Source organism: [Clostridium] aerotolerans DSM 5434 (assembly GCF_000687555.1).
GTDB lineage: Bacteria > Bacillota > Clostridia > Lachnospirales > Lachnospiraceae > Lacrimispora > Lacrimispora aerotolerans.
Map to the genome: position 1 here is coordinate 51,747 of NZ_JHWJ01000009.1, position 24,779 is coordinate 76,525.

Below are 24,779 nucleotides of genomic sequence, written 5' to 3' on the forward strand. Positions count from 1 at the left end.
AAGTTTGGTTTGCATACTATATTAATCAAAGAATATAAAAATGGTAAGGTGAATCTATGGGAATTATGAGTCTCTTCCTGCAAAAGATAGCAAGATTACGTGAGAAAGAGGCCGAACAAGGGGAGGCTTCGTATGAGGAGCAGGTGACAAGGTCGGTAAACGATTTTGTGAATGTACTCCAGCTCACTCTTAAAAAGACAGCAGAGGAATTTGCATCAAGGGACGGGGCAAAGATATTTCATAGTGACCTCGCGGCCTTAGCAGAGGAAAGTAATCCTGATTTAAAGGATGTGGAAGAACTGGCCCAAAAGATACATAATGAAATCAAAAGAATACAGTCTCTCATATCCCTTCATGCAGGCAACGTACAAAAGGCAGAGGGAATCCGCACAGGCCTTAAGCTTTTAGAAGATATTGAGACGGGGCTTAAGTCGATTTACCCCTATGAAGAAGAGGCGCTTGATAAAGATACCTTAAAAGAGTCAAAAATCGTGAAAGATTTAGATATCCTGCTTACGAATCTATCGGTCCTCATAGAAAATAAAGAGGTATCAGAAAGATACAGTGAGCTGGAAGGCCAGCTTAAGGAAATCTATGAATCGGTTCAAAAGCTGGTGCAGTCATTTGAGGATGCCACTCCGGAAGAATCAATAGAAGAGCTAAAACAGAAAGCCGCTGAAGTGTTCAGCAGCTTTCAGGAGCTTCTTCCCCTTGTATCCTCAAGCATTGAAGAATTTATTGCCGCAGTGAAACGTGAGAATGAAGAAGTGCTGAAAGAAGAGGAGCAAGGCGAACAATTCAATGAGTATAAAAACGAGCTGATTCAGTTGATCGTTTTAAATGAAAGACTGAACAGCTCCATACGCTCTGTAAAAGACAAGAACCAGTCATAGCTTTTAAATGAGGGTAAGATTTCGGACTCCTGAATCCGGAATCTTATCCTTTTTATTTGCAGTAAAAAAGTGCTAGATGGTACAGGACCATCATAAGATGGTATGAATAATTTATTGTAAAGCAGGTGGAAGATTGGATTGGACAAATCGTGATTCAGACTTAAATGTGTGGGAAGCGGTTCCTGAAACTGGTTATCTGGAAGAGGCATATAAAGCTTTTGTGGATTCCATAGTTCCCCGTTCTCCAGATCTTGCGGAGCTGTATGGGATGATCCAGTATTACGGTGCATTGGATTTTAATACAGATGAGTATCTTATCATGTCAATGGGCAGTCTCTACGTTCCTGTGGCAGTTTTAGGAGCCGAAGTCCTAAACACGGCTGCCAGACAATATCTCTATGAGAGGGATGGAGAGGCGAATGTTGAGCCTCCTCTCAATGGATCTTACTTTGCCAGGCTTACCATGAATGAACGTCTTGCCGTCATGGCAGTGCTTTTGGGACCGGATCGAATCAACTATTTTCCCGTTCAGGAGAATTTTGCATTGGAAGACATCCTTCCCATTTTCCCGATTATGAACCGGCTGACTTTTATGGGGTATTATTCTGAATGGTGGGGGTATGGTACCACCAGGATTCTGCCGCCCAGTCAGAGAGTTCTTGAGTATTTTCCCGGAAGCTGGGAGCAGATTGGATATCCAGGACCTTCCCTTGGCTACAGGGCTGCAAGGACTTATGACTATACTGAGTAACCGGAAGAAACTATGAATTGGAGGAAAATATGGCGAACGGATACGATGCAGATGTAATTGTAATAGGTGCAGGTGGCGGCGGAGGGGTAATCGCCAAGGAGCTGGGAGAGAAAGGTATCAAGGTTCTGGTCATAGAGGCTGGTCCCTGGTATGGCAACAGCAAGTGGCCAAGGCCCAACGAGGAGCCTGGGGCAGAGCGTGGGTCCAGCATAGATGATCTGGATATCAATCTGTTAAAGACCACCTTTACGGATCTGGAAGATGATATGAATGATTCCATATCCGGTAAGTTTCGCTGGGGCGTGGCAAACAGGGATTTGAGTCCCTGGATCAGGGTAGTGCCTAAGGGGGGCTTTACCTGGCAGTCGGCAGGAGTTGGTGGAACAACACTGTTGTATTGGGCCAATTCTCCCAGGGCATATCCGGAAGCGTTTGAAAAGGAATGGCCTATTTCCTATGAAGAAATGATTCCGTATTATGAAAAGGTGGAAAATACCCTTCCTGTCCGGGAAGCTACGGGAACAGCCAAGGAAGATTTGTTTTACTACGGTGCAAAAAAGATGGGGTGGAAATACATACAGACAAAAGATTTAACAGAACCTGGCTACCGGGCGCAGCCCAATGCTATATTAGGGGTCAATCCCATGTTAAATAACCCTGATTTCGATATCCAGAACAATCAATCCGTCGGCTGTACCTTAAGGGGACACTGTGTCAATGGCTGCAGTCTCGGTCCCAGTGTGGATACGGTGGCAAAGAGATCCACTCTGGTCAGCTATATTCCCATGGCACTCCGGACCGGCAATGTGGAAATCATGCCTAATTCCTTTGTTATAAAAATCAATACAGGCGAGGATAACAGTCAGGGCATCTATGCACAAAGCGTCACGGTGAGAAATACCTTTACAGGAGAGATTCGGGAGCTGCGGGCAAAGGTCATTGTTATGTCCTGCGGTTCCATTGAATCACCAAGACTTTGGCTTAATTCTGGTCTGCCTGAGAATGAGTGGGTGGGAAAAGGTCTGACCAATCATATGATTGACTGTGTCTCCGGCATTTTTGAAGAGGAAGACTTAATGAATGCCCTTGGAATGTCAGAAATAAATCCTTTTGTGGGCCAGAACTCAGCCGCCCGCTTTGACTATCCTGGTCTTGGAGCCTTTGAGCCCTTTGGAACAAGTCCTGGCATCAATTCTCTCATGATCTATGGAACCAGTCAGAAGGGCTATTACTTCCAGAATCAGACCACAGATGAAGAGCCTTGGGACAGAGAGGGAATTATAGCCGGTGAGCTTTTAAAAGAATTTATGAAAGATTACAGAAGGACCCTTAGCATTGTAGTTTTCGCAGATGATTCCGTTAATCAGAACAATGGCGTTTACTTAGATCCGGAACAGAGAGATGAAAACGGGTTCATTCCGATTATTTCTTATGAGTTAAGTGAAGAAGATACTTTAAAAAGGGATCAACTGGTAGGCCTTGCCTGCGATATCTTAAGAAGCGCTGGAGCGAAGACCGTTTCCCGTGCCAACTGGCCGCCGGATGTGTGCGCCCATATCATGAGTACCATGCGTATCGGATATGTGACGGATACAGACTGTGAGGCAAAGCAGGTGAAGCGGTTGTTCATTGCAGATACCAGTGTGTTATGCAATGGACTGGGAGGCCCAAACCCGACCCTGACCAGTCAGGCACTGGCTACCAGAACGGCAGAGAAAATCGTTGCAAAGTATTTTACTCCTGCCACTACATAAATAAAGGGATCCAGTCATATTTTAAAGCTGGATCAATCATAGGAAAGAGCCGATGGGTGTGAACATTTCATCGGCTCTTTAGTGTTATAAAAACTTAATCCAATAATTTATTTAAAAAATAATCTTTATTTTCTACAAATAATTTGGTTATCTGGTAAGCTTCTGACTCCTCGTAAGAAATGGGAAGAACCGATGAACCATCAAAAGAGTAGATTAATGCATCGGGATATGCCAGCAGAATGGGAGAATGGGTAGCGATGATTAACTGTGACCTACTTTTGACCAGTCGGTTGATTTCGCAAAGTAATGTCAATTGCCTTTGAGGAGATAGTGCGGCTTCCGGCTCATCGAGAATATAAAGCCCTTTTCCACCAAATCGGTCTTGAACCATGGATAGAAAGCTTTCACCATGAGATTGGTCATGTAGTGACCGTATGCTACCCTCATATATATCATCAATTTCCGTCGCAAAATTATAAAAACTTTCTGCTCTTAAAAAGAAACCATCCTTTGCATGATGGAAGCTTTTGGAAAGAAGTAATTGTTTATACAAAGAGGAATGAGTATCTCTTGAAGAAAAGCTATGGTCTAAGCTTCCCCCTTCCGGATTAAATCCATAGGCGATTGCAATTGCTTCCAGCAGAGTAGATTTCCCGGCTCCATTCTCCCCTACAAAAAATGTTACTGAATCATTAAGAACCAACTGGTCGGTATTTTTAAGTGCTTCAATCTCATCATAATAGGTACAGGATTCTTCCTCCGGCCATCGAAAGAGGACCTCTTTTATATACATAATACACCTGCTTTCATCATTAAAAAATCAGAGGGTGTCGATTCTCCCTCTGATTTCATTATAACATGAATGATATGTATTCGATAGCTTTCCTCTATCCATAATTTTATTTCATTAGATAAATAAAATGGTTTGCCTCTCTTAATAAGTGATCCGTGTAAAGGGCAAGCATGATGGACTGGACCTTGCAGCGCATAATAGCGTCGGTTGTGTTTGCTTTAAAATCCCGAATCTCATTGGTGCTGATTAATAGCTCCTGATTGGTGGGGAAGGTATTGGTTCCCGTTTCTTCTTCGGCTAGAGTATCAAAAAGCTCAGCAAGCTGGTTTGCCCTGTTAAAATATGCGGCTTCCGTAGGATCAAATTGGCCTCTCATGACCTTGGCGTGATCTGACATGTTATGGGTCCAGAAGGTCCTGTAATCCTCTATTGCATTTTCATCTCTGTTTTGAAGCGCGGAAAGAATCATCTGATATCTCTTTGCTTCCATAAGTACGTGTAAGATATCTCCGGTGTACATCATGGTAAAGAGACGGCAGGAGGCTCTGTCATTTAAAAGATCAGACTGGAACTGGATAAAGGAATCGGTGAGAGTAAGAACACTCTGGTTCAAATGAATGACATCCTGCTCTAAGCTTCCTGTGATTGTCAGATTGCCATAAACAGGAGCAATATCATACTCCTTTACCGTAATATCAGGCCTTGTGCTGATACCGGTATAATTTTCTGCATCCTGCTCGGCTCCTTCTGTAAATTGGGTATAATATTGACCGGACTCCAGGGCATCACGGGGAATTATCCCATTGGCTAAAATAATTGTGGTCAGTAAAAACTGATCATAATTCTGTTTGTAGGCATCGGCCTTTTGTGCAAGGTTTTTTCCAGGAGGCGGCATGGTTGCTTCAATGAATATGGCATGTTCTTTCATAATACGGAGCCAGAAGAGATGATATTGCAGGGACCATTGTACGAATAATTCTTGGGATAACATATACATTACTCCTATGAATACTAATTAATGAATCTTATGCTTGTTGTCCAGTAAGTATTCAAAAAATCGAACAGGCAGATTTTGCTTGTTTTCATTCCTTGTTTTTGATATTATATCAAGAAAAAACATATAAGAGAGGTGGTTCCTATGAAAAAAGAAATTTATTTAGCAGGCGGTTGTTTTTGGGGAACAGAACAATATCTTCAGAACATTCCAGGTATCCTGGCAACAGAAGTTGGCTATGCAAACGGCAATACAGAACATCCCACCTATGAAGAGGTCTGCAGGCACAACACCGGCCATGCAGAAACAGTAAAGGTGGAGTACGAGGACACTGTAATAGGGCTTCCCTATATTTTAGAACTGTATTATGATGTGATCAATCCAGTGAGCATAAACCGCCAGGGCGGTGATGTTGGATCTCAATATCGGACCGGAATCTATTATACAGATGCAAAGGATGCTCCTGTGATAGAAGAATCTATAAAAAAACTCCAGAATCATTATAAGGAGAAAATAGCCATTGAACGGCTTCCTCTTGAAAATTATTATAAGGCAGAAGAGTATCATCAGAAATACTTAGATAAAAACCCAGGGGGATATTGCCACATTGGGGCAGATAAGTTCGAAAAGGCAAAAAAGGCAGTGGATAAAGATAAAAAGTATGCAAAGAAAACGGAAAATGAGTTAAAACAGGAGCTTTCAAAAGAACAGTTTGAAGTAACTCAAAACAGTGCAACTGAGGCTCCTTTTCAAAATGAATATTACAATGAATTCCGGGAAGGAATCTATGTGGATATTACCACTGGAGAACCTCTTTTCATGTCAGCAGACAAGTTTGATGCCGGCTGCGGCTGGCCCAGTTTTTCAAAGCCAATAGAAACAGAGACGATCAAAGAACTTCTTGATACCAGTTACGGACGGATCCGTACAGAAGTAAGAAGCAGTCATGGGGATGCCCATCTTGGCCACGTGTTTACCGATGGCCCTAAGGAAACGGGCGGACTGCGTTATTGCATTAACAGCGCATCCCTTCGGTTCATACCAAAAGAGAAGATGGAGGAAGAAGGCTACGGGGCTTATCTGGGATTGTTTTAAGTTTTGTATAATTTAGAGAACCTGGAATATAATGTACTAAAATATTTCCAGGAGAAGTGAATGTTTCAAGGCGTAAATAGAAACAGAATTCATTCTTGCAATGATGATGATACTATGTTGGAACGGTATCTGGATCCATCCGATATCTATATCATAAGAGGTTATGGGGTGGAGGTTTTTATCAACAACTTAGATGCCCCCTCCAGCATGGTATTCGATGAAGAAGGAAATATTTTTATCTCCGATTCCGGCAGGGCTACAGATCATCCCAGAATTCTTAAACTGGTCAACGGACAGTTTGAGACCATTGCAGATGATTTTGTTACTCCTATATCAGGAATCAATTATCTGCATGGCATTCTTTATGTATCTCACAGAGGCTTCATCACCAAAATATATAAAGACGGTACAAGACAGAATATTATTATGGGACTGCCTAGCAATGGAGACCATATAAACAGTCCGGTCGCTTTTTCTCCGGATAATAAACTATACTTTGGACAGGGTACTGTTACCAACAGCGGAGTGGTGGGAAATGACAATAAATGGGTGACCGTTTCTCCATTGTTATGTGATTATACAGGTGATTATGTCATGCTCTATGGGCAGAATTTCATGACGGATAATATACTCACAGAGGCGGTCACAGACGACCCGGCATTTACCGGTGCATTTTCCCCTTATGGGATTCCAAATATTGAATTTGAAATCAGGAAAAAATATATAAAAGCCTCAGGAAGCATCTTACGAGCCAATCTGGACGGTTCTAATTTAGAGCAGGTCGCATGGGGATTTCGTGATCCTGCGTTTTTAAGGTTTGATAACAGCGGGCAGCTCTACGTGGTAAATAACGGCTTCAATCCAGTCGGTTCCAGACCTATTGAGAATGCCAGCGAAGATTTTTACTATGTCACACCGGATCAGTGGTATGGCTGGCCTGATTTTTCCGGTGGAGAACCTGTGGATTCTCCCAGGTATACCCCGGTAGGAGGAGTCCAGCCGACCCTGATCTTTAAAAACCAGCCCAATGTGCCGCCCAGACCTTATGTGCGGTTTCCACCTAATTCCACCTTATCAGGCTTTGAATTTAATTATAATCGTGCCTTTGGTCCATATGGAGATGTTTATGTGACCGAGTTTGGAAGCACCATTGACGGGCGTATGGGGGAAGGAACGTCATATGCCGGCTCCGGGCACCGGATATCCAGAATTGATATGAAAGCCAGAACCATCAGTACCTTTGCCATTAATAAAAACGGATTTCCCTCATCCATTGCAAGAAGCGGTGGATTTGAACGTCCGGTTCATCTCCTTTTCGGACCAGACGGAGCCATGTATATTGTTGATATGGGATATAATCTGGATGGGGATCCCAGTGTGTTTGTACCAAAGACCGGTGTTGTATGGAGGGTTTACCGAACGGCAGAAGCCTTATGAAATTTTAAGGTACCAAACATTTAGCAGGAGATGAATCAACGATGATTGATGAGATACTTGAGTATAACGAAGCATTTGTTAAGAATAAAGGATACGAAAAGTATATTACGAATAAGTATCCCGATAAAAAGACAGCCATAGTCTCCTGTATGGATACCAGGCTGACCCAGCTCCTTCCAGCTGCACTGGGCATGAAAAATGGCGATGCCAAGATAATTAAAAATGCCGGGGGCATTATTTCCCATCCCTTTGGAAGTGCCATGCGAAGCCTGTTAATCGGCATTTATGAGCTGGGAGTGGATGAGATTCTTGTCATTGGACATACGGACTGCGGAGCCAGATATACAGACAGTCAGGGAATGATTCAGAAGATGAAGGCCAGAGGTGTGGAACAAAGAAATATTGATTTGATCAAATATTACGGCATTGATTTTGAATCCTGGCTGGGCGGCTTTTTAGACTTAGACCAGTCCATTACGAAATCCGTGGATATCATTCGTAATCACCCCCTGGTGCCGGATTCCATTAAGGTCTACGGTCTGGTGATTGATTCGGTAACAGGTGAACTGCGCCGTGTGGTGTAGGACCGCGGCTTATGGACAAAGGAGTGATTCTGTATGAAGCTTGGCATTGCAGGAACAGGAATGATAGTAAAGGATTTTCTATCCATCAGGGAACAGATAAAAGGTCTGATCATAGGGGCACTTTTAAGCACGCCTAAAAGTGAAGGGTCGGCAAGAGAGCTTGCGGCTCAATATGGGATCGAGAAGGTCTATACCCAATATGACCAGCTTTTAAATAGCGATGTGGACACGATTTACGTGGCATTGCCCAATCACCTTCATTTTCAGTTTGCCAAAGAGGCCCTAGAGGCAGGAAAACATGTAATTGTTGAAAAGCCTTTTACTACCAATGTTTCAGAAGCCATTATCTTAAGCAATCTGGCTCGGGAAAAAGGTTTGTTTCTCATAGAAGCGGTTACCACACTGTATCTCCCAAATTATAAAAAGATAAAAGAAATGCTGCCTGAGCTTGGAGATATAAAGATAGTCCAATGCAATTTCTCTCAGTATTCTTCCCGTTATGATTCCTTCAAACAGGGACTGGTCCTTCCGGCCTTTGATCCCCGTTATTCCGGTGGCGCTCTCATGGATATTAATATCTATAACCTCCATTACGTGACCGGTTTATTTGGAGAGCCAAAAAGAGTGGAGTATTATCCCAACATAGAGAGGGGAATTGATACCTCAGGCATATTAATTCTCAGCTATCCTGGTTTTCAGTGTACCCTGACTGGTGCTAAGGACTGTTCCAGTCCGGCTGTATACAGAATACAGGGAGATAAGGGATATCTGTTTCAGGAAACAACAGCCAATGTATGCGGAGAAATAACTGTTGTATCCAATGATGGGACAAGGGTAGTAATGAATGAAAACCATAAGAATCATCGCATGATAGATGAGTTTACAGAGTTCCAGGAAATGATAGATAATCATAGGTTATTAAAGTGTTATGATCTTCTGGACCACACCCTTTTGGTCAGCAAAATCCAAACGGAGGCAAGAAAAAAGGCAGGAATATATTTTTACGGGGAGAAAGAAAATTTATAATTGACAATTATTCCCCCCTGTGCTATGATTGCGGAAATAGTGAAAAGGCGATGAAGAGAAATAGTACATATTCGCGGAATTTCAGAGAGAAGATGGTTGGTGCGAATCTTCATTCCAAGGTATGGAAGCAGTCTCGGAGCTTTGGACCGAACGGTGATTTTATTACTTAGTAGGCTCCAACGTATTCCCACGTTACAGGGACTCGGTATGATAGTACCGTAAGAGTGCAGAGAATTCTCTGAATTTAGGTGGTAACACGGATTGTATATTCGCCCTAAGCGTTTCGACGCTTAGGGCTTTTTTTATTTTATTTTACGCAGAAAAGAAGGAGAGAAAATTATGAAGACATTTGAAAAATCTGCAAAACTGAACTACGTGTGTTATGATATCAGAGGGCCAGTAATGGATGAGGCCAACAAAATGATTGACCAGGGGATTGATATCCTGAAGTTAAACATAGGAAATCCTGCTCCCTTCGGATTTCGGGCGCCAGAAGAGCTGTTAAGACTTATGAATGAGAATCTATGCAACACAGAAGGCTATTCCGATTCCAAGGGTCTTTTATCTGCGAGGAAATCCATTGTGGAATATTGCAGGAAAAAAGGAATCCATCAGGTGACCACTGATGATGTCTATACAGGAAATGGTGTCAGCGAGCTGATCACCCTATCCATGCAGGGACTTTTAAATCCTGGTGATGAAATTTTAGTTCCTTCTCCGGATTACCCCTTGTGGACTGCTTCTGTCACACTTGCAGGCGGAAGTGCGGTTCATTATATCTGCGATGAGCAGTCAGAATGGTATCCGGACATTCAGGACATTAAAAGTAAGATTACAAGCAGGACAAAAGGCATTGTTGTCATTAACCCAAACAATCCAACGGGAGCCTTATATCCAAAAGAGCTGCTTTTAGAAATCACAGAGCTGTCCAGGCAGAACGGACTGATCATCTTTGCCGATGAGATTTATGACAGACTGGTGCTTGATGAAGAGGAGCACGTATCCATCGCATCCCTTGCACCGGACCTTTTGACCATTACCTTTAACGGTCTGTCAAAATCGCATCTAATCGCTGGTTACCGCTGCGGCTGGATGTGCCTGTGCGGGGATAAATCCTTTGCTAAGGGATATGTGGAAGGAATCAATCTCTTATCCTCCATGCGGTTATGCTCCAATGTTCCTGCCCAATCCGTCATCAGTGCTGCCCTTGACATGGAAGAGGAGACAAAACAGCTTCTTGTACCAGGGGGAAGGGTCTACGATCAGAGAGAGTACATATACCACGCATTGAATGCGATTCCGGGAATCTCTGTGGTAAAGCCGAAGGCTGCCTTTTATATGTTCCCCAAAATCGATACGAAACGGTTCCAGATTGAGGATGACGAAAGGTTTGTTTTAGACTTCTTAAAGGAGAAGCAGATACTTCTGACCCATGGCGGCGGCTTTCATTGGGAAACGCCGGATCATTTCCGGGTGGTCTATCTGCCGGAGATCAATCAGCTGAAAACTGCCTGTGAAAAGCTGTCTGATTTCCTGTCTTATTACAAGCAGAAACACTGATACAGGCAAATGGAGGGGCTATGAGGTATGGAAAATTAGCAGTGCCGGTCATGTTAGTATCTCTGCCGGTGATTATGTTTGAAGGTCTTTTTCCGCTTTACACAGAACAGCTGGGTTACTCAACGTTTCAAATGACCATTTTTTATTCTGCCTTCGCTCTGGCAGGGCTTTTGATGAGGCTTTTCATGGGAAAGCTTTCTGATAAGTATACCAGGCGAAGCGTGTTCCTTTTATCGGTCTTATTCTATGCAGCTGCATATGTTTCCCTGTCCGGAGCGGTATCCATGCCTCATATAATGGCTGCAAGATTCATTCAGGGAGCCGCGGGCATTTTACTCACCCTTTCCGTGGTTGGTGTCATCACCGATGAAAATGATAAGTTCGCCCAGACCATGGGCCGGTTTGACAGTAACCGGAATCTGGGGGGAATGATGGGGGTAGGGCTTTGCTTTCTTATTTTCACCAATTACGATTTGCTCTCAGGCTGGAACGTATTCTTCCTTTGTTGTTTTGCGGCTTCCATGACTGCATATTTATATAGCCTTGTGAAAGTCAGAAAACAGGAAAAAGCGAACGCTCCCCAGAAGGCTAACGTTGTATTTTCGGGTGAAAAGAAGAAGCTATGGATATTTAACCTGTTTTTCTGCCTCTTTGCAAGCATGACCGGAGTTTTGTTGATTCCATATGTGGCGGCAGCTTTTAACTTAGGAATGGAATCCCTTTTATCTGTTTTCATGGTTCCCATGGTTGTTTCTTCCTTTGCAGGGCCTCATCTTGGAAGGCTGGGAGATACCTTTGGCTATCGAAGGGTCATGACTTTATCTGCTTTTTTATTAGCCCTTATCGCTGTTTTGATTCCCATGTTTCACACTCCTGACAGCTTTACCATCATCTGGACCTTTTATGTATTATCCATCTCTACGCTGGACTATTCCATGGATGCTTTGTTTGTTCAGGGAATAGAGGAACATGTAATAGGAGATTATTATGGAAAGTATGCCTTTGGCTCCAACATTGGTCATATTCTGGGACCATTGGCGGGAGGATACTTATTTGACCATCTGGGAATCAGTACTCCATATATTACCTTTGGTGTGTGCATGTTATTCTTTGGAGTGGCGTGTATCCGGTATATGCCAAAAGAAAACAGAACTTTATAATCTTTGAGTGTTTTAACGCGATTAAAATAATATGCCTCATGAACCAGCATCAGATATCTGTTGGTCCATGGGGCTTTTTTAAACCGTTTTAGTGAGATATGGGAAAAAGATACGAACAATATAAAAAAACCAACTTAATTAATAAAAAAGTAAACATACATACATGGTATTATTTGTTATAATAAAGAAAATAAGTGGAGTTTACAGTGAAAAAGGGAAGGCGTATGGCAATGTTGGGGATAGAAAGGAGGGCAGAGGCTGATACCCCTGATGATATATGATTTCTGGAATGGAATGGAATGAAATGGAGAGGAGGGAGAAAAAAACAAATTTTCAATTATTTTAAAGATAACCTTTGATCATGTTAGAAAAAATGGAGGGTGTTTATGAGTAAATTATGGAAGCTTTTAGGCTCAATGCTTGTTTTATTAACGTGTTTTCCTTTTGTAAGCTATGGGGATAATCCCATAATTACTGATGTCTTTACCGCAGATCCGGCAACACTGGTGTACGATGGAACCTGCTATGTATACGTTGGGCACGACGAGAATGATGCGCCCAATACTGGATACAAAATGGTGGACTGGAAGGTCTATTCCTCTACCGATATGATAAATTGGACGGATAGGGGAACCGCTCTTACCACCAAGACCTTCAGCTGGTCAGGCGGAGATGCCAATGCAGCCCAGTGCATCTATAGGAACGGAAAGTTTTACTGGTATGTCAGCACCCATGACAAAACCAACCCTGGAGTTGCTATCGGCGTTGCGGTATCCGACAGCCCCACAGGTCCTTTTAAAGATGCCTTGGGGCGTGCTCTCATTACCAATGATATGACTAAATATGCGTCTCACTCATGGGATGATCTGGACCCTACCGTATTTATCGACGATGATGGACAGGCATATTTATACTGGGGAAACAAAGCCTGCTATTGGGTTAAGCTCAATGATGATATGATTAGCTTAAAGGGAGCAATTACAGCCATTCCAATCACAAAAGAAGCCTTTGGACCAGGATTTGAGGAGGCCCCCTGGCTGTATAAGAGAAATGGTTTATACTATCTTTTATATGCTTCCGGTTTTCCAGAGAGCATCGCATATTCTACCAGCAGCAGTCCTGCCGGGCCATGGACTTACCGTGGGATTATTATGAAACCGACTCCTACTAGCACTACCATTCATCCGGCAATTGTAGATTATAAGGGAGCTTCTTACTTTTTATACCACAATGGATCATTGCCCGGAGGCGGGAGCTATAAGCGTTCTGTCTGTATAGAGAAGTTTCAATATAATTCTGATGGAACCATACCCTTAATTACAGATACAACCACAGGCCTAAATGGGACCATGAATCGTATCAAATCCTATAATTTCCAAAATATGTACTGGAGAAATACAAACTTTAACGTGAAAATAGAAGCAAACGTAACCCCGGCGACCGACCAATTCTGGCAGGTGGTACCTGGACTGGCAGATTCTACGGATGGCAATGTATCCTTCCGCTCTGTTTACTATCCTGGATATTACTTAAGACAGAATAACAATGAACTGAAGCTGGAGAAACATGACGGCAGCACAAAGTTTTCAAAAGATGCCACCTTTAAGAAGGTTCCTGGTCTAAAAGATTCCGGATGGTCCTCCTTCCAGTCCTTTGCTGCACCTGATTTATATATCAGGCATAGTAATTACACCTTGAGGATGAGTGCCATAAGTACGGATCTGGACCGACAGGATGCTACCTTTGGAATCGGTAAGTAAATTGAAGGGAATGCAGGTGCTGGAATAAGAGGAAGAATTAAAAAGCCTTGTCATTGAATAAAAAATAGAGGGTGTTGTAAAATGAAGATTTCATATAAGACAGGGTTGTTAATCAAACAGCCAATTATTATATCTTGATGATGTTTATCATTTTGCAACACCCTCATATCGAATAATCAATTACAAGGCTTTTTTCCTCTGACAGGGATAAGCGAAAGAAGCGGAAGTTACTTGTGATACGCTTTGTTTAATGCATCCAGGATATAATCAGGGCTTTGAGCACCAGATATTACATATTTGCCGTCAATGATAAAGTGAGGGATGCTGTTAATTCCAAGTTTTACGGCTTCTTCTTCGTCTCTTTGTACCTGAGCGGATAGGGTTCCATTCTCATACTGGGATTGGAAGTGGGTTAAATCCACGCCCAGGTCTTTGGTAAGCTGAAAGAGAACATCCTTATCTTCTAAGTGGAGTCCCTGAGTGAAGACCCCTTTAAACAGACGGCGGATGAGTTCCAGATTCTTTCCCTGACCAGCAGCATAGTGTGCCAATTCATGGGCCAGTCTCGTACGTTCCACTTGAAACAAATCAAAGCGGATATTAAGACCCACCTGTCTGCCTGCTTCTGTAATGCTGTCATTGTTGGCTTTTGCCTGGGCATAGCTGACATGATACTTATCTGCAATAATCTGGTTAATGTCTTTGCCCTTGGTGGAATCAGATGACATATTGAGTTCAAAGCTTTTAAAAATCAGTTCCACCTCATCACGGTGTTCAAATTTTTCCAGTGCAAGTTCCAGTTTCCGTTCTCCCAGATAGCAGTACGGGCAGACGAAATCAAACCATAGTTCAATTCTCATAAAACAAACTCCTTTCTATTCCATAGGAATGGAGTGACATTGTTTAAGTGTAACTAATATAATTACAGTTGTTAATGTCATTATAAAGTTCTATTAGAATTTTGTCAATACTGGAAGCTTAAACTAGGGGTTACTCTTGTTTGGTCAGCTTTTTATAAGCAGCCAGGTCCTGGTTCCAGGACTCATAGGTTTTGTCCTTACGGTGATCGGTCAAAATGCCTTGCTTCGATAAATAAGAACCGATATAGCCTGATATTTTAACGCTGCCGAAGTAATTCGGATGGTCTCCCTCATCTCTGGTATCCTTACTCCAGTCCATAGGAACCTCAGAAGTCATAAGATTAAGATCAAGGAAGGTAAGTTGGTTCTTCTCTGCAAGGGAAACTGCGGTATTGTGCTTGCCTGGAGTCCAGTTCTTAGGGGTTGGTACAGAGTAAAGTACCAGTTGAATGTTCTCTTCCCTGCAAAGCTCAATAATTTTATTAATATACTCCATAGGCTGTTCTCCAATGGGATAAACGGAATCACTTTCCCTTATATAAGGTCCGCCTTTGTAGGGATTTATCACTGGCACATACTTAAAGCCCTTATAGGTGCTAATTGGTCCGTCAGCCGCCTTGTTTTTTAAATTTTTAAGCATGTTTAAGTGGAAATATTTCCAGTTGCTGTGGAATTTGTAAACAGGGAACATATCCTTCATGTTCTCGTCTACCATATTATCCAGCGCACTCAGATATTCAAAATCCCTGTAAAATGCGTTTGTTTCCAGAAAAACAATTTTAGGGGATTGCTTTTTTAAAACCTTCTCAAATAAGTAATAGGTATCCTGGAGCCGCTGTCCTGGTACTCCACAGTTATAACCTGTATAGCCGTAATCCTTCCAGATTTCCATGGGGGATATACTGGATACGGCTTCGCTGTCTCCGATAACCAGATAATCAATGGTATTATCATCCTCGCTGGTAATGCTGTTTGTTTTTTTATATAAACCGCTGTCCATGGTGTTGTTTGGAAGGATCAGATACGATAACCCATACAGCAAAATAAAAAGTCCAGATAGAAAAAGAACTATTTTGACCTTGTTATTGATTTTCATTTCATCACCTCTTAAAATCCGGCATAAATTAATTTCACCGGTAAATATCCCTCGCCGTAAGCACCAAAAATAAGCACCACAAGAATTGCGGCATAAAGAAAGGCAAAACGGGCGGGCATGCGCCATGCAGAAATCTCATCACGAATGGAAACTCCCCGCTCATGGATCACTCCCACAATAAGGACCGTAAGGAGGCCAAAGAATGCGGCATAGAAATCCTGAATGGATACCCCTAGCTTAAGGAGAGAACCGTCGGTAAGTACCGACCAGTTAAATCCGGTAAAAATGGAAGCGAACATCTGAAACCCTAAGGTTAAGTTTCCTGCATTAAAGAACAACTCGCCGGTAAATACAATTATAAGCAGCTTTATGGTCTGAAACACACGGTATGGAATGCCTTCCCTGTTCATGTGTAGGGCATTCGTCACTGTTACGACCCATGGTTCTAAAAGATTTTCAAGGAGTATGATGACTAAATAATACATTCCAAAAAAGATATAATGCCACCCGGTTCCATGCCAGAATCCATTAGCCAGCCAGACTCCAAACAGTGGGAGGGCGGAAGATAATACCTGCCCTAAGTGCTTTCCAAATCGTTCCCGTGATTTTTTTCCCAGCTTTTTCCCGAATTTCGTCAGAGAGATGGGATAAAATACGTAATCCTTTAACCAGGTACCAAGGGTAATGTGCCACCGCCTCCAAAATTCAGATGCATTTTTTGCAAAAAAGGGCTGGCGGAAGTTTTCCGGTACAATAACCCCAAAGATTTCTCCGGTACCAATAGTCATATCAATACAGCCTGAAAAGTCAGCATAGAGCTGGAAGGTATATAAAACGGCGCCGATAATAATGGTAATGCCGCTGTAATTACCAGGTGTACTAAAGATATTGTCCACAAGAGGATTTAATCGGTCTGCGATCATAAGCTTTTTAAACAATCCCCAAAGAACTCTCTGCAGACCATAGGTGAGGTTCTTATAATCCAGAGGCTTTCCGATATAGAGAGAATCTGCTGTCTGATTGTATCGGCAGATGGGCCCTTCCATTAATGTGGGGAAGAAGGCGAGATAAAGGGCAAGCCGCTCTAAATTATCATCAGGCTTGATTTTATCGTAATAAACATCAACCAGATAAGATACTGCCTGTAAGGTGTAAAATGAGATTCCAATGGGTACTACAAAATGCATGGCAGGCACAACTTCTTTGAAAGAAAAGATATGAAGTATGTCATTGATGTTCTTTACGAAAAAATTAGAGTATTTCAGTACAAGCAGAATGCCCAGCTGAAAACCGATGGAAAGCCATAGAATGCGGCGGCGTTTCCTGGCATAGACTGCTTTCAGCGCCTTTTTGTCCTGGGAAGCCAAAAGCTCCCGTTCCCCCTCTGCTTTGCAATAGCCAAGCCACAATCCACCGTGATGGATGAGCAAAGTAGACAGCAGCAGGTATATGAGGAGCTTTCCGCTGATGGAATAAAAGAAGATATAGCTGGCCAGTAAAAGGACTTTTGAACGGTGGCGCTGGGGGCAGAAGTAGTATGCCGCCAGCACCAGGGGGAAAAATGCAAACAGGTAAAGGGGGGAAGTGTACGTCATCTTTTATTCCTCTTTCAGACGGGTGATCATACTCCAGATTGCATCTGCGGAATTAAAGTTTGCAGGGATCATTTCACCAGGGGTGATTTCAATATCAAAGGCCTCTTCTAATTCAGGAATGAGAGAGAGGATGGAAAAAGAATCTAACAGTCCTCCGTCAATGAGCTTTGTCTCTGTTTCATAATCAATGCCTGGGTTAATACCATTTAAAATTTCAAATAACTGTTCCATACTTGTTCTCCTTTATGATTGAAAATAATTGAATAAATTGGTTGGTGTGGCTGGCCTTGCCTCTATATACTGGTCCTTCTGTGAATAGAGAAGAACGGTGGGTAAATCCCGGCTTAAGAATAAGGACATTCCTTCTGTGACAGAATAGGCGCCTGTTTTTTCAAATGCCAGATAATCCCCAGTCTTTAAGCCTGTAAGAGGATACTGCTTGACAAGCATGTCGTTTACCGTACAAAGAGATCCGCAGATGGTCCATTCTCTTGTTTCCCCATCCTTTTCTCCCAGATGCTTTATGAACGGCTTTTTCATAGCAAGCATCTGTCCGTAATAATTCACCTGATGACAGCCGCCGTCGACGATGCAATAGGATTGGCCCTTGTTTGTTTTCATATCCACTACTTTTGTCACATAAGAACCGCAGCAGGCGGCCATAAAGCGACCCATTTCCAGGGTGACGACTCCTCCAAAGGTCATTTCCTCAATGGCCTTTGATAGCTGATGGAGCATTTCATCTTCCTGATTTTCTTCCTCTTCAAAGTAACAGACGGGGAGTCCGGGGCCATATTCGATTTTCTTAACAATAAAGCCGTATTTTTCTTTCCATGCGTCGCAAAGACCATCTAGTCTTGAAAGCTCTTTGAAAAGCTTGGAGGAAGATTTTTTCTGAGTACCGGAAAAATACTGGATTCCTTCGATGGTAACCCACTCATAAGGCCCTTTCCCTATGAGTTCCTCTAAAAGCTCCTCATCCATTCCAAACTGGTTTCCGCTGGTAAGTCTTAACAGCACATTCACATGGGCCTGGTATTTTTCTGCACAGGCTGTAATCATCTGCCAGTGGGAGAGGGATTCTACGGTATAGGTAATGCTTTCACCAAAGGTTTTCACGGCATGGTCTACGTCTGAAATATTCTTATGAACACCGGACATGACGATTTTTTCCCCGGGGACATTGGCTCTTTCGCAGATAGAGAATTCTCCGGGAGAGCAGACCTCAAAGAAATCCACCTGATCCACCAGGCTTTTTATGAGAAATGGATTGGCCTTCATGGCATAGCACAGTTCCACCTGATTGCCAAGGATTCCTCTTATTTTTTGAATCTGTCCGGCCAGAGTATCCAAATCAAACAAATAGAGAGGCGTCTGATAAGTGCGGACAGCATTGGTTAAGGTTGTGTTGTTGATTGAATTTTTCATATACACATCTCCAGTAATTTTTTTCTGTCAATTTTCCCATTAGGGGTAATGGGTAATTCGGTGAGAGGGTGAAAACCAGTGGGTATCATATAGGAAGGAAGCGTGTTTCGCATCTTTTCAGAAAGTTCCTTTCCTTCCATGGTACCGACATAAAAGGCAGTGATTCGGTTTCGCTTCTCATCGAATACACAGCAGGCCCGTTCCATGGAAGGGTAGCTGTTCATAGCCATTTCGATTTCTTCCAGCTCAATGCGGTGTCCCATATGCTTGATCTGAAAGTCTTTCCGTCCCGCAAAGCAAAGCTCCTTGTTTTCGTTATAAAAGGCTAAGTCTCCGGTTCGGTATATCAGCTCTAAATAATTATTGTTCAAAGGATTCTGGACAAAGGCACGTTTTGTCTGTTCCGGGTTATTATAATAGCCAAGGGCGAGGGCAGTACCAGCTACACAAAGCTCTCCGCTTATTCCCGGACTTGTCACCTGCTTATCCTCCTCATCAAGGAGAAATACCTTTTCATTGGGAAATGGTTTTCCAATGGGTATCTTTTCATCGGCCTGAAACTCCCGGTCGATCTCATAATACGTGCAGTTACAGGTGATTTCCGTAGGGCCGTAGAGGTTTACATACCTGGCATCAGGAAGATACTTCTTCCAGGTGTTCAGCTGCTTGACCGGCATGGCCTCTCCGCTGAATAATACCTTTTTAATCTGATCTGGCACCTTGTAGGTAAAACCCTTCAGCTGGGATACGAGACAAAGTGCGGATACCGCCCAGATTAAGGTAGTCACCTTCTGCTCGCACAAATAATCCAACAAAAGAGTAGGAATGGAAAACATTCTTTTTGGTATGATCACCATGGCAGCACCCGTTTTTAACGTGGAATAAATGTCTTTTACGGATACATCAAAGTCAAAGGGTGCCTGGTTTCCGATGATGTCTTCCTCTGTAATGTGGAAGAGACCAGGGAAATATTCCATAAAATCTATGACGGACCGATGGCTGACCAGGACGCCTTTTGGAATGCCGGTGGAGCCAGAGGTGAAGTTACAGTATAATGGATCCACATCAAGGGAATGAACACGGATTTCTCTTAAAGCCGCTTCCTTGATTTCGTGTTTCACCATCTCATGATAATCAAAGCATTGACCCAGATAACCGGCTTCCTTAAGAACATGTCTATCCTCACCCAGGGTGATGACAGAGCCTGCTTTGGAGGTTTCTAATATCTGGCGGATCCGAGCTGGCGGCTGGTCCATATTGATGGAGATATAAAAGCAGCCTGCAGCCACGATTCCCATAAATGCGGTCAGCGCCTCCACACTTTTATCCATGAAAACGGCCACGGGACGTCTGGGAGCTTCCTGCTCCGATAAAAAGCTACCGATGCGCCTGGCATTGTGTAACAGCTCTTCATAAGTTACACATTTCTCCGGATCCAGGACTGCTGTTTTTTCGGGGTACAACTTAGCGGATTGTTCCAGGTATTCTAATACATTTTTCATAGTTACGCTTCCTTTCCTTGGGCTGACACTGGAAAGCTGGCCCTGGCTTCAAACCGAGTCCGGTTTTTTCTTATCTTAAAGGTCCCTTTCATCTGCTCTGTTATTTTTCGGCAGGTCTTAAGACCGATTCCAGTACTTTCCGCCAGAGAATGATCCTGTCGGATATCATTGCTGATGCTGATGATTATGTGTTGTCCATTGCATTCGGCATTTACAAGAACTGGTCCACTGGTGCTTGCATATTTTCTTACATTGGAGAACAGGTTATCAAAGAGGCGTTTAAAGTATTGAATATCACCTGTTATCATACAGGACTGCTCTAAAAGTCCGGTCCTCACATCAAACCCCTGATTGCTTAAATCAAATACATGTTCGCCAATCAGCTGTTCTAAAAGGATGCGTGCATCAAAGGTCTCTTTCTTCATCAGTATGGTCTCCTTGCCAAATACAAGGAAGTATTGAAACAGCTTATCGGACAGCTCCTTTAGCTGGAGGGATTTTTCTTTGCAGCTTTTGATATATTTAGAAAGCTGTTCTTCTGAATGATATCCTTCCGTTTCCAGAATCTCCAGATAGCCGATGAGAGCCGTGAGAGGAGTTCTGATGTCGTGGGACATGGAAGTAATCAGCTCGCTGTTCGCTTCCCAGGCCTCTTTTTCGCTTTTGTAACGTGTAATAATGGAATTTCTCATATTGTCAGCGTTTATGGCCAAAAGGGCTATCTCGTCATTTCCTTTATGATAGATGGGCTGTTCTAAATTTCCCTGTTCAATCAGGGAAACTTCTTTTGACAGGAGCATGATCCGGGCTATGATTTTGTGATTATAAAAGATCACGATGCCGAATAAAAACAAGAAGAAAACTCCAAGGGAAATATAAAAAACAATGTTATACCATTTGATTTCCGAGGAATCGATAATGGAAACAGAATAGATCCCGTCGGTAAATGCAATGTTTCTGGTCAGCTGCTGGCTTTCTTCCAGGAAGGTTCCTGTGGACTCGTAATTGTAATAAGCATCGTTCCAGAAGCCGGATTCATATAGGATCTCATCGCCGCTATATATGGTTAAATACGTGTATTTATGGCTTTTGACCCATTTGGATAAGGCCCTTACATCTTTTACCGAAAGTTTATTTTTCCTGATATAACCTTCAATGGAATTTTGATAGTTTTCCAGCCGTTTTGCGGAGGCATCTGCATTTAAATGATTCCTGGAAATCAAGTAATCTCCCAGAGACTGAGTCGCCAGATACATGAGAAAGCTGATCAAAAGACCTAAGGCCAATACATAGACCTGCTTGTAACGGAGGGAAGATCTCATACTAAACTTCATCAATCTGATAGCCCTTTCCCCAAACGGTGCGTATGATCGTTGGATTATTGGAATCGAGTTCCAGCTTTTTCCGCAGCTTTAAAATGTGAACCATTATGGTATTGGTGGAGGAGGGAAGAAACTTATCATTCCAAACGCCCTCGTAGATGGCTCTGGCATCCTTGGCACTGCCTCTGTTTTTCACAAGATACATGAGAACCTGAAACTCTGTATCCGTAAGGTCGATTTTTTGGTTCTCCCGGTAGACCTGACGGCTTTGGGTATTAATCAGAACATCCTGAATCCGGATTTCTGAATTACTGATATTTGGCTGGGATTTTCCTTTATATATCACGTATCTTCTTAAAAGTGATTGAACCTTCATAAGAAGCTCCGACTGGGAAAATGGCTTTACCAGATAATCGTCTCCGCCAGTTTCATAAGCCTCTGTCTTATCGCTTTCCTTTGATTTGGCGGTGAGAAAGAGTATGGGGGCGGAAGAGGTCTTTCTGATTTCTTTGCATACATCGATTCCCGACAGACCGGGCATCATGATATCAAGTATAATTAAATCAATGTCCAGATTTTTTGAAACGGTTTGAATTGCTTCCGTTCCGTTAGCGGCATCCCAGACAGAATAGCCTTTATTTTCCAGATGGATACGAAGTACTTCCCGTATATCGGCATCGTCATCCACAATTAAAATCTGCTGTGCAGCCTCCATGGTCCGCGGCCTCCCTCTTAGTATTTTGAATATGAAAAATTATAACATTTGGGTGAAGAATAACAATGTGTTTTAGGAGGATTTAAGAATTATTAAGAAATGAAATACGGCTGTATTTCCAGTTATTTTTACACCATACGGTTCTACCGCCTTCTACCGTATTAGCATGCCCATGATTCTTTTTGTTTTCTTAAATTTCGCTGACAAAAGGAGAAAGATTAATGGAATCAAATCATAGGAATTGAATGTGATATACATTTATTTAACAAAAAATAAAAAATTAGGATAATTTCTCACTCATAAGGAAAGAAAGTCATAGGATATAGTAAGTAACACCTTTGGAGACAATAAATGAAAGAATATGATTTTTCTGAAATAGCCTCTGAAAGTTCTCCTTTTACGAATTTTGCAGAAACAATATATGATCAGAAATTCATGGATATGGAAATATACAATTATCCTGAAAATCTTGCCAATGCCATGGAGCTGATGAAACAGGCATTGAATGGAGAGGTTGAAGATCAGATGTTTTATATGTGGCTGATTAGCAACGCTCCGACCGAAGAAGAAAGGCAGATTATTGGAAGCATCCGTGACGATGAAATGGGGCACTTTGAATTATTCCGTCAGATTTATTATGATCTGACCGGTATGGACCTGCGTCAGGCGTCGGAAGAAACATTTATACCACCGGAAAACTATTGTGATGGAATAGCCAGAGCGCTTTTAGGCGAGCAGAATGCAGTGCGGAACTACAGAAAGATTCTTTACGCCATGCAGTCCCGCATTCATATAAATATGCTCATTGATATTATTACCGATGAGATCAGACATGGGATTCTTTATAATTATCTGTTTAGTAGAAATGGCTGTTAATCTAGCCAGATTGATGCGTAATGCATGCACATAGCAGGGCCTTTTTACAGCCCTGTGTACATAAAATACGGAAGAAAACAGCACAATAAAAAGAAAAACATTCAGGAGGTACCCATGCCAAAAGACAGTCAGCCAGATAATAAAAAGGCCAGAATGGAAAAATGCAACGGACAAACACCCATTACAAGAGAGAATCAGAATAAGAATAAAAATGCCAAAAGAAAGTCCATTGAGCATAATGATGTGTAAGCTGTTTTCTCCCAAAAAAGATATCAGAAGCGTCCCAAAAGACCTTCTGATATCTTTTTTTTGTGGGTAGCTAACACAAACCTTTATTTTATAATCTTAGGTTAAGCCGGTGGTATTGACTGTTCCATAAATGTTCACTTAAGGATTAAAATTTTATATATGGCTCTTATAATAATATGATTGACAAGGAAGAAAAGCTATGATATTATTTTCTAAATCAAAAACACATTAACATATAAGAATAGTATGTATATAGCTGCGGCAATAGAAAGCAGGAAACAAAATCAGAGACTCAATGGTTGAAAAACATCGAAGGAGAGAACATGGAAAAATTTAGTACTTTTCGTAAGGAGATTCAAAATGATGGTGCTTTCAGACAGCAGGAGAACCAGTTTGCCACACCCTTTGGCGATCAGGAAGGACTTATTCCCGTTGTTCCCAATAAATATCGGTTATTATGGATGCCGGCTTGCCCCCATGCCCATAAGGTAGTGATCGTGCGAAGACTTCTGGGGCTTGAGAACGTCATCAGCTTAGGGGCAACAGGGCCATACCGGACAGAACATGCATGGGAGTTCACAAATGATCCGGGAGGCGTGGATCCGGTATTAGGAGTACAGTACATAGAAGATGTTTATAAAAAGGCAGATCCCAGTTATGATAAAAGACCCACAGTGCCTGTAGTGGTAGATATTGAGACGGGAAAGGCTGTTAACAACGATCATGTTACTTTGACTCTCCAGCTGGAAACCGAATGGAAGAAATATCATAAAGAAGGTGCTCCCGATCTATTTCCTGAAAAATTAAGGGATGACATTCTTGAATTAAATGAGATCATTTATCAAAGGATCAACGTCGGTGTTTATAAGGTCGGTTTTGCTCACAGCCAGGAGGCTTATGAGAAAGCTTACACTGAGCTTTTTTACTATTTTGATCAATTCGAAGAAAGACTCAGCCATAGCAGGTATTTATTCGGAGACGCAATCACTGATTGCGATGTTCGATTATATCCCACACTGGCCAGGTTTGATGTTGTTTACCATCTGCTGTTCAAATGCAACAAAAAAAGACTTAAGGACTACCCTAATTTATGGGGATATGCAAGAGATTTATACCAGCAGCCTGCTTTCAGGGAGACTACAGATTTTGCTTTTATTAAGGACTCTTACTATCGTTCTCCTCATCTTAGGAAGCTATTTGGAAATGTTTATAATATATTGCCAAAGGGACCGGATTTATCGGAGTGGAATAGTCCTCATGGCCGTAGTTCATTATAATGATTTGCTCATAACGAAAACTAAAAACATAAGCGCAGAAAACAGGGAGGAA

At 42.3% G+C, this 24,779-nt stretch carries 23 protein-coding genes and 1 other annotated feature; of the genes, 13 read left to right on the plus strand and 10 right to left on the minus strand.

Going from position 1 to position 24,779, the window contains the following annotated elements; translation table 11 throughout:
* Positions 1-56 precede the first annotated feature (56 nt).
* The 3 genes from T546_RS0113120 to T546_RS0113130 all read left to right on the plus strand — a co-directional run bounded on the left by T546_RS0113120 (position 57) and on the right by T546_RS0113130 (position 3,398).
* Entirely contained in the window at positions 57-893 is an 837-nt protein-coding gene (locus T546_RS0113120) for a hypothetical protein (protein ID WP_026892000.1), read from the plus strand.
* A gap of 133 nt (positions 894-1,026) precedes the next feature.
* Positions 1,027-1,644, plus strand: a complete 618-nt coding sequence (locus T546_RS0113125) for a gluconate 2-dehydrogenase subunit 3 family protein (protein WP_026892001.1) — start codon at positions 1,027-1,029, stop codon at positions 1,642-1,644.
* 29 nt (positions 1,645-1,673) lie between these two features.
* Positions 1,674-3,398 (plus strand): GMC family oxidoreductase N-terminal domain-containing protein, encoded by a 1,725-nt coding sequence (locus T546_RS0113130; RefSeq protein ID WP_026892002.1) that lies wholly within the window; start codon positions 1,674-1,676, stop codon positions 3,396-3,398.
* Positions 3,399-3,492: 94 nt separating this feature from the next.
* Here T546_RS0113130 and T546_RS0113135 read toward each other — a convergent pair whose 3' ends face one another.
* Positions 3,493-4,191: an AAA family ATPase gene (locus tag T546_RS0113135; RefSeq protein WP_034599261.1), complete on the minus strand. Its 699-nt coding sequence runs from the start codon at positions 4,189-4,191 to the stop codon at positions 3,493-3,495.
* A 106-nt stretch (positions 4,192-4,297) separates the two neighbouring features.
* Positions 4,298-5,182 (minus strand): DUF2935 domain-containing protein, encoded by an 885-nt coding sequence (locus T546_RS0113140; RefSeq protein ID WP_026892004.1) that lies wholly within the window; start codon positions 5,180-5,182, stop codon positions 4,298-4,300.
* 147 nt (positions 5,183-5,329) lie between these two features.
* Here T546_RS0113140 and msrB point away from each other — a divergent pair, with 147 nt between their 5' ends.
* The 7 genes from msrB to T546_RS0113175 all read left to right on the plus strand — a co-directional run bounded on the left by msrB (position 5,330) and on the right by T546_RS0113175 (position 13,807).
* Positions 5,330-6,280 carry a peptide-methionine (R)-S-oxide reductase MsrB gene (gene msrB, locus T546_RS0113145; RefSeq protein WP_026892005.1) on the plus strand — a complete coding sequence of 317 codons (951 nt, stop codon included), beginning with the start codon at positions 5,330-5,332 and terminating at the stop codon, positions 6,278-6,280.
* A gap of 60 nt (positions 6,281-6,340) precedes the next feature.
* Positions 6,341-7,717 (plus strand): PQQ-dependent sugar dehydrogenase, encoded by a 1,377-nt coding sequence (locus T546_RS0113150; protein ID WP_051629822.1) that lies wholly within the window; start codon positions 6,341-6,343, stop codon positions 7,715-7,717.
* 41 nt (positions 7,718-7,758) lie between these two features.
* Complete coding sequence (locus T546_RS0113155; RefSeq protein ID WP_026892007.1) at positions 7,759-8,301, plus strand: beta-class carbonic anhydrase; 543 nt, start codon at positions 7,759-7,761, stop codon at positions 8,299-8,301.
* A gap of 33 nt (positions 8,302-8,334) precedes the next feature.
* Positions 8,335-9,327 carry a Gfo/Idh/MocA family protein gene (locus tag T546_RS0113160; RefSeq protein WP_026892008.1) on the plus strand — a complete coding sequence of 331 codons (993 nt, stop codon included), beginning with the start codon at positions 8,335-8,337 and terminating at the stop codon, positions 9,325-9,327.
* Between the two features lie 41 nt (positions 9,328-9,368).
* Positions 9,369-9,607 (plus strand) — a binding site (T-box leader).
* A 59-nt stretch (positions 9,608-9,666) separates the two neighbouring features.
* On the plus strand, positions 9,667-10,887 hold the full coding sequence (locus T546_RS0113165) for a pyridoxal phosphate-dependent aminotransferase (protein ID WP_026892009.1): 1,221 nt from the start codon (positions 9,667-9,669) through the stop codon (positions 10,885-10,887).
* A 20-nt stretch (positions 10,888-10,907) separates the two neighbouring features.
* Positions 10,908-12,047, plus strand: a complete 1,140-nt coding sequence (locus T546_RS0113170) for an MFS transporter (RefSeq protein ID WP_026892010.1) — start codon at positions 10,908-10,910, stop codon at positions 12,045-12,047.
* Between the two features lie 386 nt (positions 12,048-12,433).
* On the plus strand, positions 12,434-13,807 hold the full coding sequence (locus T546_RS0113175; RefSeq protein WP_026892011.1) for a family 43 glycosylhydrolase: 1,374 nt from the start codon (positions 12,434-12,436) through the stop codon (positions 13,805-13,807).
* Between the two features lie 227 nt (positions 13,808-14,034).
* Here the strand turns inward: T546_RS0113175 and T546_RS0113180 are convergent, their stop codons facing one another.
* From T546_RS0113180 to T546_RS0113215, 8 genes are all read right to left on the minus strand, one after another.
* Positions 14,035-14,667: a DsbA family oxidoreductase gene (locus tag T546_RS0113180; RefSeq protein WP_026892012.1), complete on the minus strand. Its 633-nt coding sequence runs from the start codon at positions 14,665-14,667 to the stop codon at positions 14,035-14,037.
* Positions 14,668-14,797: 130 nt separating this feature from the next.
* Positions 14,798-15,763, minus strand: coding sequence for a hypothetical protein (locus T546_RS0113185; protein ID WP_026892013.1), 966 nt, complete (start codon positions 15,761-15,763; stop codon positions 14,798-14,800).
* Positions 15,764-15,774: 11 nt separating this feature from the next.
* Positions 15,775-17,358, minus strand: coding sequence for an MBOAT family O-acyltransferase (locus T546_RS0113190; protein WP_026892014.1), 1,584 nt, complete (start codon positions 17,356-17,358; stop codon positions 15,775-15,777).
* A 3-nt stretch (positions 17,359-17,361) separates the two neighbouring features.
* On the minus strand, positions 17,362-17,589 hold the full coding sequence (locus T546_RS0113195; protein ID WP_026892015.1) for an acyl carrier protein: 228 nt from the start codon (positions 17,587-17,589) through the stop codon (positions 17,362-17,364).
* Between the two features lie 12 nt (positions 17,590-17,601).
* Entirely contained in the window at positions 17,602-18,786 is a 1,185-nt protein-coding gene (locus T546_RS0113200) for an alanine racemase (protein ID WP_051629824.1), read from the minus strand.
* A complete protein-coding gene (locus T546_RS0113205) occupies positions 18,783-20,288 on the minus strand; it encodes an amino acid adenylation domain-containing protein (protein ID WP_026892017.1) in 1,506 nt (501 codons plus the stop codon). The genes T546_RS0113200 and T546_RS0113205 overlap by 4 nt, the downstream gene beginning before the upstream one ends.
* 2 nt (positions 20,289-20,290) lie before the next feature.
* Complete coding sequence (locus tag T546_RS0113210) at positions 20,291-21,622, minus strand: sensor histidine kinase (protein ID WP_084326380.1); 1,332 nt, start codon at positions 21,620-21,622, stop codon at positions 20,291-20,293.
* The gene (locus T546_RS0113215) at positions 21,612-22,325 is read right to left on the minus strand and encodes a response regulator transcription factor (protein WP_026892019.1); all 714 of its coding nucleotides are present in this window, start codon (positions 22,323-22,325) and stop codon (positions 21,612-21,614) included. The genes T546_RS0113210 and T546_RS0113215 overlap by 11 nt, the downstream gene beginning before the upstream one ends.
* Before the next feature lie 351 nt (positions 22,326-22,676).
* On the opposite strand from T546_RS0113215, the gene T546_RS23545 reads away from it, so the two are divergent.
* The 3 genes from T546_RS23545 to T546_RS0113230 all read left to right on the plus strand — a co-directional run bounded on the left by T546_RS23545 (position 22,677) and on the right by T546_RS0113230 (position 24,727).
* Positions 22,677-23,201 carry a ferritin-like domain-containing protein gene (locus T546_RS23545; RefSeq protein WP_156951336.1) on the plus strand — a complete coding sequence of 175 codons (525 nt, stop codon included), beginning with the start codon at positions 22,677-22,679 and terminating at the stop codon, positions 23,199-23,201.
* Positions 23,202-23,315: 114 nt separating this feature from the next.
* A complete protein-coding gene (locus T546_RS26125) occupies positions 23,316-23,450 on the plus strand; it encodes a hypothetical protein (protein WP_268116307.1) in 135 nt (44 codons plus the stop codon).
* A gap of 323 nt (positions 23,451-23,773) precedes the next feature.
* Entirely contained in the window at positions 23,774-24,727 is a 954-nt protein-coding gene (locus tag T546_RS0113230; protein ID WP_026892020.1) for a glutathione S-transferase C-terminal domain-containing protein, read from the plus strand.
* Positions 24,728-24,779 lie beyond the last annotated feature (52 nt).